The sequence below is a fragment of the Psychroserpens citreus genome (genome assembly GCF_055686305.1).
Genome location: NZ_CM145999.1, coordinates 2,406,953 through 2,420,771, shown reverse-complemented (window position 1 = coordinate 2,420,771; position 13,819 = coordinate 2,406,953). Strand labels below are relative to the sequence as shown.

The 13,819-nt window shown below is 33.3% G+C and carries 15 protein-coding genes; 10 read left to right on the top strand and 5 right to left on the bottom strand.

The window, feature by feature from the left end:
- Positions 1 to 49 precede the first annotated feature (49 nt).
- The 4 genes from ACTU6T_RS10900 to ACTU6T_RS10885 all read right to left on the bottom strand — a co-directional run bounded on the left by ACTU6T_RS10900 (position 50) and on the right by ACTU6T_RS10885 (position 4,513).
- Positions 50 to 574 carry a DUF4136 domain-containing protein gene (locus ACTU6T_RS10900; protein WP_460218240.1) on the bottom strand — a complete coding sequence of 175 codons (525 nt, stop codon included), beginning with the start codon at positions 572 to 574 and terminating at the stop codon, positions 50 to 52.
- A 30-nt stretch (positions 575 to 604) separates the two neighbouring features.
- Entirely contained in the window at positions 605 to 2,200 is a 1,596-nt protein-coding gene (locus ACTU6T_RS10895) for a T9SS type A sorting domain-containing protein (RefSeq protein WP_460218239.1), read from the bottom strand.
- 164 nt (positions 2,201 to 2,364) lie between these two features.
- Positions 2,365 to 3,363: a GTPase ObgE gene (gene obgE, locus ACTU6T_RS10890; RefSeq protein WP_460218238.1), complete on the bottom strand. Its 999-nt coding sequence runs from the start codon at positions 3,361 to 3,363 to the stop codon at positions 2,365 to 2,367.
- A gap of 40 nt (positions 3,364 to 3,403) precedes the next feature.
- Entirely contained in the window at positions 3,404 to 4,513 is a 1,110-nt protein-coding gene (locus ACTU6T_RS10885; protein ID WP_460218237.1) for an adenylate kinase, read from the bottom strand.
- Between the two features lie 167 nt (positions 4,514 to 4,680).
- On the opposite strand from ACTU6T_RS10885, the gene ACTU6T_RS10880 reads away from it, so the two are divergent.
- From ACTU6T_RS10880 to ACTU6T_RS10870, 3 genes are all read left to right on the top strand, one after another.
- Positions 4,681 to 5,838: a 5-(carboxyamino)imidazole ribonucleotide synthase gene (locus ACTU6T_RS10880; protein WP_460218236.1), complete on the top strand. Its 1,158-nt coding sequence runs from the start codon at positions 4,681 to 4,683 to the stop codon at positions 5,836 to 5,838.
- A gap of 2 nt (positions 5,839 to 5,840) precedes the next feature.
- Positions 5,841 to 6,320 carry a 5-(carboxyamino)imidazole ribonucleotide mutase gene (gene purE, locus ACTU6T_RS10875; RefSeq protein WP_460218235.1) on the top strand — a complete coding sequence of 160 codons (480 nt, stop codon included), beginning with the start codon at positions 5,841 to 5,843 and terminating at the stop codon, positions 6,318 to 6,320.
- 168 nt (positions 6,321 to 6,488) lie between these two features.
- Positions 6,489 to 8,528, top strand: a complete 2,040-nt coding sequence (locus tag ACTU6T_RS10870) for a M3 family metallopeptidase (protein WP_460218234.1) — start codon at positions 6,489 to 6,491, stop codon at positions 8,526 to 8,528.
- On the opposite strand, the gene ACTU6T_RS10865 is transcribed toward ACTU6T_RS10870, so the two are convergent.
- Positions 8,525 to 9,235: a T9SS type A sorting domain-containing protein gene (locus ACTU6T_RS10865; RefSeq protein ID WP_460218233.1), complete on the bottom strand. Its 711-nt coding sequence runs from the start codon at positions 9,233 to 9,235 to the stop codon at positions 8,525 to 8,527. The genes ACTU6T_RS10870 and ACTU6T_RS10865 overlap by 4 nt on opposite strands.
- A 171-nt stretch (positions 9,236 to 9,406) precedes the next feature.
- Between ACTU6T_RS10865 and ACTU6T_RS10860 the strand changes: the two genes are divergently transcribed.
- The 7 genes from ACTU6T_RS10860 to ACTU6T_RS10830 all read left to right on the top strand — a co-directional run bounded on the left by ACTU6T_RS10860 (position 9,407) and on the right by ACTU6T_RS10830 (position 13,816).
- Positions 9,407 to 9,910, top strand: coding sequence for a GbsR/MarR family transcriptional regulator (locus ACTU6T_RS10860; RefSeq protein ID WP_460218232.1), 504 nt, complete (start codon positions 9,407 to 9,409; stop codon positions 9,908 to 9,910).
- A 55-nt stretch (positions 9,911 to 9,965) separates the two neighbouring features.
- Positions 9,966 to 10,262 (top strand): hypothetical protein, encoded by a 297-nt coding sequence (locus ACTU6T_RS10855; RefSeq protein ID WP_460218231.1) that lies wholly within the window; start codon positions 9,966 to 9,968, stop codon positions 10,260 to 10,262.
- A gap of 4 nt (positions 10,263 to 10,266) precedes the next feature.
- Positions 10,267 to 10,695 carry a hypothetical protein gene (locus ACTU6T_RS10850; RefSeq protein ID WP_460218230.1) on the top strand — a complete coding sequence of 143 codons (429 nt, stop codon included), beginning with the start codon at positions 10,267 to 10,269 and terminating at the stop codon, positions 10,693 to 10,695.
- 12 nt (positions 10,696 to 10,707) lie between these two features.
- Positions 10,708 to 11,583: a methyltransferase domain-containing protein gene (locus ACTU6T_RS10845; RefSeq protein ID WP_460218229.1), complete on the top strand. Its 876-nt coding sequence runs from the start codon at positions 10,708 to 10,710 to the stop codon at positions 11,581 to 11,583.
- Between the two features lie 15 nt (positions 11,584 to 11,598).
- The gene (locus ACTU6T_RS10840; RefSeq protein ID WP_460218228.1) at positions 11,599 to 12,501 is read left to right on the top strand and encodes a TIGR01777 family oxidoreductase; all 903 of its coding nucleotides are present in this window, start codon (positions 11,599 to 11,601) and stop codon (positions 12,499 to 12,501) included.
- A 2-nt stretch (positions 12,502 to 12,503) separates the two neighbouring features.
- The gene (locus ACTU6T_RS10835) at positions 12,504 to 13,202 is read left to right on the top strand and encodes a YqjF family protein (protein ID WP_460218227.1); all 699 of its coding nucleotides are present in this window, start codon (positions 12,504 to 12,506) and stop codon (positions 13,200 to 13,202) included.
- Between the two features lie 62 nt (positions 13,203 to 13,264).
- The gene (locus ACTU6T_RS10830; protein ID WP_460218226.1) at positions 13,265 to 13,816 is read left to right on the top strand and encodes a sigma-70 family RNA polymerase sigma factor; all 552 of its coding nucleotides are present in this window, start codon (positions 13,265 to 13,267) and stop codon (positions 13,814 to 13,816) included.
- Positions 13,817 to 13,819: the final 3 nt, after the last annotated feature.

Sequence of the window (13,819 nt, the reverse complement as noted above, 5' to 3'; positions counted from 1 at the left end):
ATCAAACTAAAAAAACAACTCATTAACAGCAACTTAACGTGGATGACGTTTATTTTGTCTCGGGAGGAAAGCCTTCAAGGACTTTAGTAACAATGGCCACAAATTGCGCTTCACGTTTTTCTGGTGTTGCGTTAGGTTTATAGTTTGACTCTGAAACGGCTTGCCAAAACAATCCAATACCATCTTCATCAACAAACTCAAATACAATTTCTCTACCTAGTTTAGATTGACCAATCGGTAATCCTATTGAAATACCACCGCCAATATTACGGCCTGTACCACCAACACCTACTCCAACATTATTTTGACGCTGTTGTTGAAATTCGGCACTCTTGATATCGATAAAAAAATCTGGTGTTTCAGATAAGGTGTAACCTCTACTTTGCATAGCGGTATCAAGCGCTTTAAATAAGCGTTTAGTATCTAAATCACTTAGCCCAGATTTAATATCTGCGTAATAATTATAAGTTTTATAGGTGTCAAAGTTGGTGGTCTTTTCATAATCATAGTCAACTCGTATGGGTGCACAAGACATCACAAAAACGAGTAAAAGGATGAGATATAACTGTTTCATTGCTTTTTATTTTAAAGATAATGAAAAAATCTACTCTTTGATTATTCTGAATGTGTTAACCACATTTAACTGCTCTACTTTAATAAAATAAACTCCTGAATTTAAGCTTGATAAATCCAATTGACCGTTATGACCATTGGGAGAACTACCTAAAACGTTTTGTCCTAAAACATTATAAACTTCTATTGAATCAACAATCTTGTTTGATTTGAATTCTAAAACATCTTCTACTGGATTAGGAAACATAATAAAACTAGTTTTAAAATCATCATCAAGAGATAAAGTAGCATCTTGTACAAGAAAATCAAATAATCCTGAACTCATTCTTGATGTGCTATCATCTGACCAAACTTGGACAAAATAATCTGTGTCTGCAGCTATCGAAAATTCATCTAATGAGCCTTGTAAACATGTATTAGGAACCTGAACTAGATTTTCGCAAGTACCTTCCCAAACTTGCATATAGTAACTATCATCAATCATTATATCAACAAACAAAGGAATTTCAGATGAAAACGTAAACCAGACGTCTAGTCTATCTACATCATTGCAACTTGGAATCTGAGAAGATTGTGTTGCAAAATCATTATATGCTTGCAGAGTTTCATTTAAATTAACTTCAATAGCAGTGCTACAATCATCATTACTAGGCACCAATCCGCAGTTTAAAGCGACTTCCGCTTTACTTTCACAATCTGCATTATTATTTTCAATAACAACTAGCTCACAACCTTCACCATTTTCATTGCACAATGCAAATGCCGAACAAACAGCCTCAACGTTACATACTGATAAATTTGAGTTGTTTTTAATAACGAAATCAAAATAGATACCATTTTCTGGTGTAAAAGCGTTTATCGCTGAAATATCGAACAGGGCATCATTACCATCTAAATAGATTCCATATATTGAACTGGCCTGTTCTAGGCCTTGCAAGCTTTGAATGCTTGGGTTTTCTATTAATACAATTAAACCTTCAAAAGCACTTGTTAAACCAACTAAATTTTGCAAAGAGGCATTATTTTCAATCTCTATATCTCCAAAACTATATGAATTTAATCCATTTAAATTAATTAAATTCTCATTATTCAGTATCACAAAATCATCAGTTTGTACGACATTATTCAAACCAACTAAATCCGTCAATGAGTCATTGTTAGTTATATCAACTAGCCAGATAAAATTATTAAATCCTTGCAAACCATTTAAGCTTTGCAGTAGAGGATTATCCCTAACAACAACACCTTCCATATTATTTGAATTACTCATATTTATCAAAGAACTTATGTCTGTTAAGATCGCATTGTTACCAATAAATAAAGGGTTTAAATTATTTTCATTATAACCGTCGATATGAGTAATTGAATTTAAACCACTGAGATTCTGCAATTGTGGATTATTTTCTATTCGTAACGAATGGATGGATTCAATATTAGACAATGGACTTAAATCTGTAATATCATTTCCACTAATTGATAGGTCAATGTCTAATTCTGTACAACCTGGATAATTAGTAGCAAATGCATCAACATCGGCTTGTGAACTTAAGGTTATATTATTGGTTGGACATTGTCCAAAACTTAAAAAAGAAACAAAGAAACAAATAGCAAAGTAGAGAATTTTCATACAATTTAATTTAAATGCAATATATTAAATAATATGTCTAAATAGCTACATAAAGATTAAATCTGCATTAAGGATTGAGGCATTGTTGGAGCTCCTCTATGAGAGCGACTGTCGATAGCCTGACCCTTTGGAGTTATGGAACGGAAAAGGGTAATGCCCAAATACTAATCGTTAAGCATCTTCCATAGCTTATCTTTTAATTGTGTAATGCCTTGTTGCGCTACGGAAGATATAAACATATATTGAATTGGTAATGTTTGATCTAATTCGGCTTTTAGCTCTGCTTTAAGTTCGTCGTCTAGCATATCAGACTTTGAGATAGCAATCATACGTTCCTTATCTAACATTTCAGGATTATAACGTTTTAACTCATCAAGAAGAATATCATATTGCTTTCGAATGTCATCAGCATCTGCTGGGATCATAAATAAAAGAATAGAATTACGTTCAATATGCCTTAAAAAGTAATGCCCAAGTCCTTTACCTTCGGCAGCACCTTCAATTATTCCAGGAATATCAGCCATGACAAAAGTTTGAAAATCGCGATATTCTACAATACCTAAATTAGGCTTTAAAGTTGTAAACTCATAATCGGCAATTTTTGGTTTAGCAGCGGTAATTACGGATAGTAATGTAGATTTTCCAGCATTAGGAAAACCAACTAAACCAACATCAGCTAAAATCTTGAGTTCGATAGTAATATCTTTCTCCTCTAGTGGTTGTCCTGGTTGCGCGTAACGAGGTGTCTGGTTTCTAGAATTTTTAAAATGCCAATTTCCTAAACCTCCTTTTCCTCCTCTAGCGACGATTTGCTCTTCCTGATCTTCCGTGATTTCAAACAATACTTCATCAGTCTCTGTATCTTTAACTACTGTACCGAGAGGCACTTCTAAATACACATCTTCCCCATCGGCTCCTGTACTTCTACTCTTGCTTCCGTGACCGCCATGACCTGCTCGTGCATGACGCTTAAATTTTAAATGTAAGAGTGTCCAAAGGTTAGAATTTCCGCGGATAATAATATGACCGCCACGACCTCCATCTCCACCATCTGGGCCACCTTTTTCAATAAATTTTTCGCGATGTAAATGCGCTGAACCTTGTCCGCCTTTTCCTGACGACACGTGCATTTTAACATAGTCAACGAAATTGCCTTCTGTCATATTCTTATTTTATCTAAAATCGTTAGCTACTACAAACAAATTATAAGTTGTCGATAACAGCATTTAAACGCTCAGTAATCTCCTGAATACTACCAACACCATCAACGCCAAAATATTTATTTTGAGCTGTGTAATAGTCTTTTAAAATAGCTGTTTTTTTATAGTATTCGGTAATACGGTTTCTAATGACTTCTTCATTGGCATCATCTTTTCGACCACTAGTTTTACCTCGTTCCAATAATCGACCTACAAGTACTTCATCTTCTACTTCTAAGGCTACCATAGCATTGATTTGAGAATCTTTGCTATCCATGAGTTGATCTAAGGCTTCAGCCTGCGCATTGGTTCTTGGGAATCCATCAAAAATAAAACCGTTAGCATCAGCATTCTTTTCCACTTCGGCATTAAGCATATCAATCGTAACTTGATCTGGAACAAGTTCTCCTTTATCCATAAAAGACTTCGCCAGCATTCCAAGAGCAGTTTCATTTTTTATGTTAAATCTAAACACGTCACCGGTAGAGATATGTATAAGATTATATTTTTCTTTTAGAAATTCTGCTTGTGTTCCTTTTCCTGCACCTGGAGGTCCAAATAGGACTAAATTAGTCATGTGTTGTGTTGTTTTTAATTGATATATTGATGGTAAATCGCGTCCCAAACCATTGTAGTCTAAACCGTAACCAACAATGAATTTATTAGGAATTTCGATACCAACATAATGTAGTTTATAATCTTTTTTATAAGCTTCTGGCTTGTAAAATAAAGTGGCAATTTTAAGATCATCCACATTTTCATTTTTAAAAATGCGATGCACTTCTTCTAAAGTATTTCCAGAATCGATAATATCTTCTAGAATGACCACTTTCCGACCAGATAAATCTTGTGTTAACCCAATGAGACGATGAATGTCTTCGGTAGATTTTAATCCTTCATAGGATGCGAGTTTAATAAAAGTCACCTCACAAGGCTTAGGATATTTCTTTACAAAATCACTGACAAACATAAATGAACCATTCAAAATCCCAACAAATACAGGGATATCGTCTTGCATATCATTGGCAATTTCATCCACCAAACGCTGCACTGTAGCATCAACTTCTTCTTCAGTAATGAATGGTTTGAAATATAAATCGTGTAATTTAATCACCTGATTTTGATTTTAAAAAAGCAAAGATAATCAATAGATTGGCGATTACCGATTTTTGAATTCCATTTTTACTAATCCTTTCTATATTATAATGTATTTTTGTAAAACGAAAGCGCAGAAACTTCATTAATTAAGACATTTCGACTGCGCTCAATGTGATAAATGATATGAAAAACTATTTTTCTTCAGACTTTAAACTCGGCATCCTTGGTGGCGGACAATTAGGAAAAATGATGCTCTATAGTACTCGGAAGTTTGACATTACAACTCATGTAATGGACGCAAGTCCTGAAGCACCTTGTAAGATAGCTTGCAACGCATTTACACTAGGTGATTTAATGGATTTTGATGCTGTGTATAACTTCGGAAAACAAGTAGACTTACTTACTTTTGAAATAGAGAATGTTAATGTTGATGCACTAGAAGCTTTAGAAAAAGAAGGCATTAAGGTGTATCCATCTTCAAAGACACTGAAGACTATTCAAAACAAAGCAACTCAAAAACTCTTTTATAGAGATTACGATATTCCTACGTCAGATTTTACCCGATTTGCCTATCTATCAGAAATTAAAGACGCAATTAGTAACGGCGGATTAGAATTTCCATTTGTATGGAAAGCAGCACAATTTGGATATGATGGCTATGGTGTAAAAATGGTAAGACAACTTTCAGATTTGGACGAACTTCCAAAAGGTGAGTGTATTGCAGAAGCTTTAGTGCCTTTCAAAAATGAATTAGCGGTAATTGTAGCTAGAAATGAAAATGGTGACGTCAAAACATATCCTGTTGTAGAAATGGAATTTCATCCTGAAGCCAATCAAGTAGAATATGTAATTTGTCCTGCTAGAATTAATGATTCTATTGCAACAAAAGCAAGGGCTGTAGCGATGAAGGTATCCAAAGCTTTTAATCACGTAGGCTTATTAGCTGTTGAACTTTTTCAAACCGAAGATGATGAGATTTTAGTTAATGAAGTAGCTCCAAGACCTCATAATTCTGGACATCAAACAATAGAAGCTAGTTATACCTCACAATTTGAACAACATTTAAGAGCCATTTTGAATTTACCTTTAGGACAAACCGACAGTAAAGTTGGTGGCATTATGGTAAATTTAGTTGGTGCAGAAGGCCATAATGGAGACGTGGTATATGAACACATTGAAGACATTATGAAACTTGATGGTGTTACACCTCATATCTACGGAAAAAAACAAACACGACCATTTCGTAAAATGGGACATGTAACGATAGTGAATGAAGACATTAATAAAGCGCGACAAATAGCGGAAAATGTAAAGAAAACGATAAACGTGATAAGTAAATAATTATGAGTAAAGTAGCCGTGATTATGGGAAGTAAAAGTGATCTTCCTGTAATGCAAGATGCCATTGACATCTTAAAAGAATTTCATATCGACGTCGAAGTAGATATTGTATCTGCTCATAGAACTCCTGATAAATTATTCAGTTTCAGTAAAGATGCACACTCAAAAGGCATAAATGTTATTATTGCTGGCGCAGGTGGTGCAGCACATTTACCAGGAATGGTAGCATCACTATCTCCTTTACCAGTTATTGGAGTTCCTGTAAAAAGTAGTAATTCTATTGATGGATGGGATTCTGTATTATCGATTCTTCAAATGCCTGGAGGTGTTCCTGTGGCAACAGTGGCGCTTAATGGCGCAAAAAATGCTGGGATTTTAGCCGCACAAATTATTGGTTCATCCAATGAAACTATTCGTAAAACTATTATTGATTATAAAGAAGGTCTGAAAGCTAAAGTCAATGAATCTTCTAAAGATTTATAAACTAAATAACCAAAAAAACCTCGCTTTTACACGAGGTTTTAGGCTATTAATCAATTTTTACTAAATCTTATAAAGATAAGCTTTAATAATTATGCAAAAGTAATAATTAATTTGACATAACATCCTTAATGTTAAGTTAATCCGTACTAAATAAACAACTTTTTTAAGATGAACATTTTAAACTCAAAATTTAACACTCCTTTTCATACAGCCCCTTTTTCTAAGATCAAAAATGAGGATTATTTACCTGGGTTTTTGACTGCAATAGATAAAGCTAAATCAGAAATCAATGCCATAACTTCTAATACTGAAGAACCAACTTTTAAAAATACAATTGAAGCATTAGAGTTTTCTGGTGAAGAGTTAGACCGCCTCTCAAGCATCTTTTTTAATTTGAATAGTGCCGAAACCAATGAAACAATTCAAAAAATAGCTCAAGAAGTATCCCCTCTTCTTTCAGAGTTTAGTAACGACATTACTTTAAATGAAGAGTTATTTAAGCGCGTTAAAGTGGTGTATGATAACAGAACATCATTAAGTTTATCAAGAGAACAAATGACATTGCTCGAAAAAAAGTACAAAGGATTTTCTAGAAATGGAGCGAATCTCGAAGAAGATAACAAAAAACGATTGCGAGATATTGATAAGCAGTTAAGTCAATTAAAACTCAAATTTGGTGAAAATGTATTAGCCGAAACCAACGCTTTTGAAATGCATCTTACCAAAGAAACAGATCTTGCAGGCTTACCAGAAGGTGCTAAGGAAGCAGCGCAACAATTAGCAGAATCTAAAGGAAAAGAGGGCTGGTTAATTACTTTAGATTATCCTAGTTATATTCCTTTCATGACTTATGCAGACAATCGTGATCTACGAAAAAAACTGGCTTTAGCAGCTGGTTCAAAAGCGTTCAAAGGTGATACCTTAGATAATCAAGAACATGTGTTACAAATCGTAAGATTACGCCATGAACGTGCTAATATTTTAGGCTACAAAACGCATGCTCATTTTGTTTTAGAAGAACGTATGGCTAAAACACCAAAAGCCGTAAACACTTTTTTAAATGAACTTCTTGACAAAGCTAAACCTGCTGCCAAACGTGAATTTAAAAACCTTGAAAATTTCGCTAAAGATCTTGATGATATCGATCGATTAGAAAAATGGGATGGCTCTTATTATTCTGAAAAACTTAAACAAAAACTATTTAGTCTCGATGACGAACAACTTAAACCTTATTTCAAATTAGAACATGTTATTGAAGGCGCTTTTACTATCGCTGAGCGTTTATTCGATCTCAAGTTTGAACAAATTGATACTATAGATAAATACCATGAAGATGTACTAACCTATAAAGTTACTAATACTAAAGGAGAATTTGTGGCTATATTTTATGCAGATTTTTTCCCTAGAGCTGGAAAACGTAATGGTGCTTGGATGACGGTTTACAAACCACAATATATTAAAAATAACATCAATGATAGACCACATATTTCGATAGTTTGCAACTTTACGAAACCCACAAAAAGTAAACCGTCGCTACTAACTTTCAATGAGGTAACCACATTGTTTCACGAATTTGGTCATGCCTTACATGGCATGCTCGCCAATACAACTTATCCTAGTCTATCAGGAACAAGTGTATTTTGGGATTTTGTAGAATTGCCTTCCCAGGTTTTAGAAAACTGGTGTTATGAAAAAGAAGCTTTAGAATTATTTGCAACACATTATGAGACTGGTGAGGTTATACCTATGGAATTAATTGAAAAAATAAAAGCTTCAGCTACTTTTCATGAAGGTATGCAAACACTAAGACAAATTAGTTTTGGACTATTAGATATGTCTTGGCATGCTAATGAGTCACCGGAGGCCATAATTTCGGTTAAAGCTCACGAAAAAAATGCATTTGCTAACACAAAATTGTACCCAGATGTTGAAGAAAACTGCATGAGCACAGCATTTTCTCATATTTTTCAAGGCGGTTATAGTTCTGGATATTATAGCTATAAATGGGCCGAAGTATTAGATGCCGATGCCTTTGAATATTTCTTAGAGGAAGGTGTATTTAATAAAGAAGTAGCTACAAAATTCAAAGAACATGTACTCTCGCAAGGTGGAATTGAAGACCCAATGACACTGTACAAACGTTTTAGAGGTAAAGCACCTCAGCCAGAAGCATTGTTGAGACGTTCTGGGTTAATTTCTAAAAACTAGTGCTTTAGTAACTTTACAGTTTTGGTGGTTTGCCCTGATGAGATTTTAACGATATAAAGTCCGGCGTTTCTCAATTGAAGGTTCAATGTTTTAGCAGAATTCACTGTTACTGATAAGTGTTTCACTTGCTTTCCTAAGACCGTATATACTTTTACATTATATTGTCCTTGTTTTAAAAATTTCAAGCTACCATTAAGAACTAATACGTCATTACCAATTGAAAATTCACTTGTTGATAAGGTCGATGCATTGAAACCATAATCTGTTCCTTTTAAATCAGCAGATTGACGAGACAAATCATCTGTCGTGATTAAAAAATACCAATCAAACACTTGTGTTCCATTAGGCACTGTAACTAAGTTTTGAGAGGTTTCTTCTATGTATTGTCTAGTTTTTGGGTTAAAGGTCGCTACATAATATCCTAAGTTACTATCAAAAGTCAACGGAATCATTTGTCCTAAATTGCTAATATCAAACTCCCCATCATTATAATCCCAAGTAATTGGATCTGAATCGGTTTGCAATCCAGTATACAAGTATAAATTAGGATTACTTAATGGATCAAAAATCGAATAATCTCCATTTTCTCCATATTTAAAAGTGAAAGTTCCAGAATTAATATTACTCGGATTGGGTTGCAACTCAATTTGAGAAAACCCCAAAAAAGCTATTAAACCAAAAACTAGTGATAGTAATGTTCTTTTCATTGCTTAGATTATTAGACAGCTAAATGTAATAAAAATACAAAATGTATTAAAAATTTCTAGTCCAAATACAAAATACCAATGAAGAACGACAGTTTGTGAAAAAAAATTAAACTTTCAATTATTTTTGAAAGTTTAAAATATTTTGTATGTTTGTACCATCAAAATGAAATAATGAATTACGAAGAAGCTAAAATAAAATTTGTAAGTACTTGGGGAAGTCTTGGGTCACTATGGGGAATAAATAAAGCCATGGCACAAATTCAAGCCTTATTATTTATCTCAACAAAGCCTTTGTCAATGGAAGAGATTATGGAAGATCTTAAAATTTCAAGAGGAAATACTAGTATGAACTTAAGACAACTAATGGATTGGGGTATTGTAACAAAAGAGATTATCCCTGGTGAGCGTAAAGAGTATTTCACTACAGAAAAAGATGTTCAAGAATTAACTCGTACTATCGCTAAAGAACGTAGTCGAAGAGAAATTCAACCTGTGATAAAAGTACTAAAAGACGTCTCCTCTATTAAAGATGATGGCACTGAAAAAACCAAAGAACTTATTAAACAAACAAAAGCATTACACGATTTAACAGAAACAGCAGATGACATGATTAACAAACTTGTTAGCCAAAAACAAAACTGGATTACTAAATCTTTAATAAAACTATTCAAATAAAAAAATTTAATCACTACTTTCAATTTTTTCTGAAAGTTTAATACATACATAAACTATGAAAACAGTATTCAAAATATCTCGAGTTTTAAACGTGCTTGCACTGGTATGTCTCATTGGAGGACCTTGGGGAATCATCTTAACCGGGTTTTTACAAGTTTTAGCCGCTATTGTATTCTTAATAGTATTTCCCAAAAACCTATTAATATATATTTATTTCGCTGTAGTTGGCTTGTTCTTTTTAGTCTGGAATCAAAAATTAGACACTTGGTTATTTGCAATTCCATTGAGTCTTATCTTTTATTTGACTTATATCATTCACTATAGCAAATCAATTAAACTTTTAAATTCTTAAAACAATGAGTACTCAAATTCCAAACTGGCTCATTATCATTGGAGGCTGCGGACAAATATTTACAGCATTAATATATCCATACATCCGTCACAACGTCTTTGATTGGTATAACGATGTTAAACAACTAAAACCACTTAACCAAGAAATTGCTAAAACCTATGGACGATATATTCAAGGCTTAAACTTCTCATTTGGTCTAATCGCTATTCTTTTACCAAACGATTTAAAAAACCAAACACATTTAGCTATTGCTTTAACGGGACTGATTGCTGCATATTGGGTTGGAAAAGTTGCAACTCAGGTTGCATATTATCCCATGTTTGATATTCCCAATAAAAAGATCTACAAAATTGGTAGCTACGGAATGAATATGCTATTTGTACTATTTGCAGTAGTCTTCACTTGGTTATTTATATATAACATTAATTTTTAAAACCCAATAATTATGAAATCAATAGCACGAACACATGAGAATATTTCTGAAGAAACCAACATCGAAATGGTTGATTTCTATAATGAGGCAACAGAAGATTATGAATTTTGGAGCAATGATTATAATATGCATTTTGGGTATTACATTCCATTTAAAACCAATCTCTTTAAACGAGATTCTATGCTCAATCAAATGAATGCTCAAGTCTGCAAACGTCTAAATATAAAACCAACAAAACATAAACTTGTAGATTTAGGATGTGGTATGGGAGCCACTATGCGTTATGCTTTAAAACACAATAAAAACCTAATTGCTTATGGGATTACCCTGTCAGATTTTCAACAAAAACAAGGTAATACATTATTACAAGGTAAAAACGGAATCATTCTAAAAGAGAACTATAATAATACCTCTTTCCAATCTAACACTTTTAATTCTGCTGTAGCGATTGAGAGTTTTTGCCATTCTGGCCATAGCGCACAATCAATTAAAGAAGCTTATAGAATTCTAAAACCAGGTGGTCGCTTAGTTATTGCTGATGCCTTTTTAAAAAAAGAGGTATCCCAACTTTGTATCGGAAGTCATTACGCTTATACTAAACTATGTAGTCACTGGAGTTTAGATCAACTCGAAACCATTACAAATTATAAAAGGCTTTTAGAGTCTGAAGGCTTTAAAAATGTGACTATTGAAGACAAGTCCTTTAGAGTGGCACCTTCAGTATTACACGTTCCTTTTGCAATTATTGGCTTTGCCTTCAAAACATTATGGGCTACCAAACAATTAAAACGAGAAAGCTTACATAATCTCAAAGGCTCTTTTTATGCTTTGATCTCAGGATTACACATGAAAAGCTTTGGATATTACATCATTACAGCTACAAAATAACATATACATCGAAAAATGAAAACGATAACAATAGCAGGAGGAAGTGGCTTTTTAGGTCAAGTTCTTGAACAGTACTTTTCAGAAAAAAAACATTCAGTTTATATCCTAACACGAACTCCCAAACGTAAAAATGACATCTATTGGAATGCTAAAAATTTAGATTCATGGACGAGCATTTTGGAAACAACAGATGTTCTTATCAATCTTACAGGAAAATCTGTAGACTGTAGGTATACTGAAGCTAATAAAAAGCTTATTTACGATTCAAGAATGGATGCAACTCAGGCACTAGGCCTAGCAATAAATTTATGTAAAAACCCACCAGAGTTATGGATTAACTCCTCAACTGCGACAATTTACAGACATGCATTAGACAAAGAAATGACTGAAATATCTGGAGACATTGGCGATGACTTTTCAATGAATATTGCCAAATCTTGGGAACAAACATTTTATGGAGTCACCAATCCTAAAACACGAAAAATTGCCTTAAGAACGTCTATTGTTTTAGGTAAGCATGGTGGTGCATTAGTACCCTTAAAACGTTTAGCCCAATTTGGTTTAGGAGGATCTCAAGCTTCAGGTCAACAAAAAGTAAGTTGGATTCATGAATTAGACTTTGCACGCGCTGTAGAATTCTTAATAGATTATACACAACTAGATGGAAATTACAACTTAGCGGTTCCAAAACCAACTACTAATAAAACGCTTATGAAAAGTTTTAGAAAGGTCTTGAAAATTCCTTTTGGTATTTCTCATCCCAAATGGCTCATTAAATTCGGAGCAAAACTCATGAGAACAGAGCCAGAACTTGTACTAAAAAGCAGAAATGTAATACCGAAACGTTTACTAGACAACGGATTTAATTTCATACATTCAGATATCGAAATAGCATTAGATGATTTAATAAACTCATAACCATGACCTTTTTAAAAGCCTATTGGAAACACCTCATATTAATCAATTATGAGATTGATCCAAAAATTTTAGAACCTTATATTCCAAACGGTACAACTCTAGACTTTTTTAATGATAGATGTTATGTGAGTGTTGTCGGATTTATGTTCATGAATACCAAAGTACTGGGACTTAAACTTCCATATCATATTAACTTTGAAGAAGTCAATCTGAGATTTTATGTCAAACACAACGATAAAAGAGGTGTTGTTTTTATCAAAGAAATAGTACCAAAGCCTTTAATCACAACCATTGCAAACACAATATACCATGAGCATTATCAAACTAACAAAATGGCTCATAAATGGACAGAAACTATAAATTCAAAAACGTTTGAGTATCGATGGAAACTTAAAAATAACAGATGGCAATCTATTTCAGTTGAAACTGATAAAGAATATATTCCAATTGAAAATAACACTGAAGAACAATTCATCACTGAACACTATTTTGGCTATACCAAACATAACGATTCAACTTTCGAATATGAAGTAGTACATCCAACTTGGCGCCAATTGAACGTTAAAAACTATGATGTCAATATCGACTTTGAAATGAATTATGGTTCAAACTTCAAATTTCTAAATAATGTAGAGCCTACTTCGGTAATTCTTGCTGAAGGCTCAGAAGTGAGGGTAAAGAACAAAACAACCATACACTAATAAATCTTTAGATAAACTCATTTTTTTACATTATTTTTGAAATAAATTTTTCAAAAAAAGGCATGCCAAAACACGTCATAGATCCAAATCAGTGGATTAAACTGTATTCAGATTATCTTTATAATTATACCATCACACGTGTAAATGATAGAGATATTGCTCAAGATTTAGTACAAGATACATTTGTTGCAGGTTTAAATTCTATGAAAAACTTTAAGGGTGAAGCAAGCGAACGTACGTGGCTAATTTCAATCTTAAAACGAAAAATTATTGATTATTACAGAAAAATCAATTCTAAAAAAGGTAAAGCCGAGGTTAGAATGGGTTACAGTAGTGATGAAAGTGAAGGTGATTGGCTAGAAGAACGTGTTGCTGACCCTTTTGATAAGACTGCTGAAGATACTATTGAAAACACCGAGCTCGGAGTAGCAATTCATGATTGTTTAGGTAAATTGCCAGAGAAACAAGCTAAAGTATTTAAAATGAAAACACTGTTAAATTTTGATACTGAAGCTATTTGTAATGAATTAGATATTACTGCGTCTAACCTATGGGTAATCATCCATAGAGCTAGGACTGCTATGGCTGCTTGCATGGAAAAAAATTGGTTTTAAATT

What these genes read in the sequence shown, in the direction of transcription:
- ACTU6T_RS10835 (WP_460218227.1), top strand. Translation starts at nt 12,504, where the DNA reads ATGACCTTTTTAAAAGCCTATTGGAAACACCTCATATTAATCAATTAT.
- ACTU6T_RS10895 (WP_460218239.1), bottom strand. Translation starts at nt 2,200, where the DNA reads ATGAAAATTCTCTACTTTGCTATTTGTTTCTTTGTTTCTTTTTTAAGT.
- ACTU6T_RS10860 (WP_460218232.1), top strand. Translation starts at nt 9,407, where the DNA reads ATGAATTACGAAGAAGCTAAAATAAAATTTGTAAGTACTTGGGGAAGT.
- ACTU6T_RS10830 (WP_460218226.1), top strand. Translation starts at nt 13,265, where the DNA reads ATGCCAAAACACGTCATAGATCCAAATCAGTGGATTAAACTGTATTCA.
- ACTU6T_RS10855 (WP_460218231.1), top strand. Translation starts at nt 9,966, where the DNA reads ATGAAAACAGTATTCAAAATATCTCGAGTTTTAAACGTGCTTGCACTG.
- ACTU6T_RS10870 (WP_460218234.1), top strand. Translation starts at nt 6,489, where the DNA reads ATGAACATTTTAAACTCAAAATTTAACACTCCTTTTCATACAGCCCCT.
- ACTU6T_RS10880 (WP_460218236.1), top strand. Translation starts at nt 4,681, where the DNA reads ATGAAAAACTATTTTTCTTCAGACTTTAAACTCGGCATCCTTGGTGGC.
- obgE (WP_460218238.1), bottom strand. Translation starts at nt 3,363, where the DNA reads ATGACAGAAGGCAATTTCGTTGACTATGTTAAAATGCACGTGTCGTCA.
- ACTU6T_RS10850 (WP_460218230.1), top strand. Translation starts at nt 10,267, where the DNA reads ATGAGTACTCAAATTCCAAACTGGCTCATTATCATTGGAGGCTGCGGA.
- purE (WP_460218235.1), top strand. Translation starts at nt 5,841, where the DNA reads ATGAGTAAAGTAGCCGTGATTATGGGAAGTAAAAGTGATCTTCCTGTA.
- ACTU6T_RS10840 (WP_460218228.1), top strand. Translation starts at nt 11,599, where the DNA reads ATGAAAACGATAACAATAGCAGGAGGAAGTGGCTTTTTAGGTCAAGTT.
- ACTU6T_RS10845 (WP_460218229.1), top strand. Translation starts at nt 10,708, where the DNA reads ATGAAATCAATAGCACGAACACATGAGAATATTTCTGAAGAAACCAAC.
- ACTU6T_RS10900 (WP_460218240.1), bottom strand. Translation starts at nt 574, where the DNA reads ATGAAACAGTTATATCTCATCCTTTTACTCGTTTTTGTGATGTCTTGT.
- ACTU6T_RS10865 (WP_460218233.1), bottom strand. Translation starts at nt 9,235, where the DNA reads ATGAAAAGAACATTACTATCACTAGTTTTTGGTTTAATAGCTTTTTTG.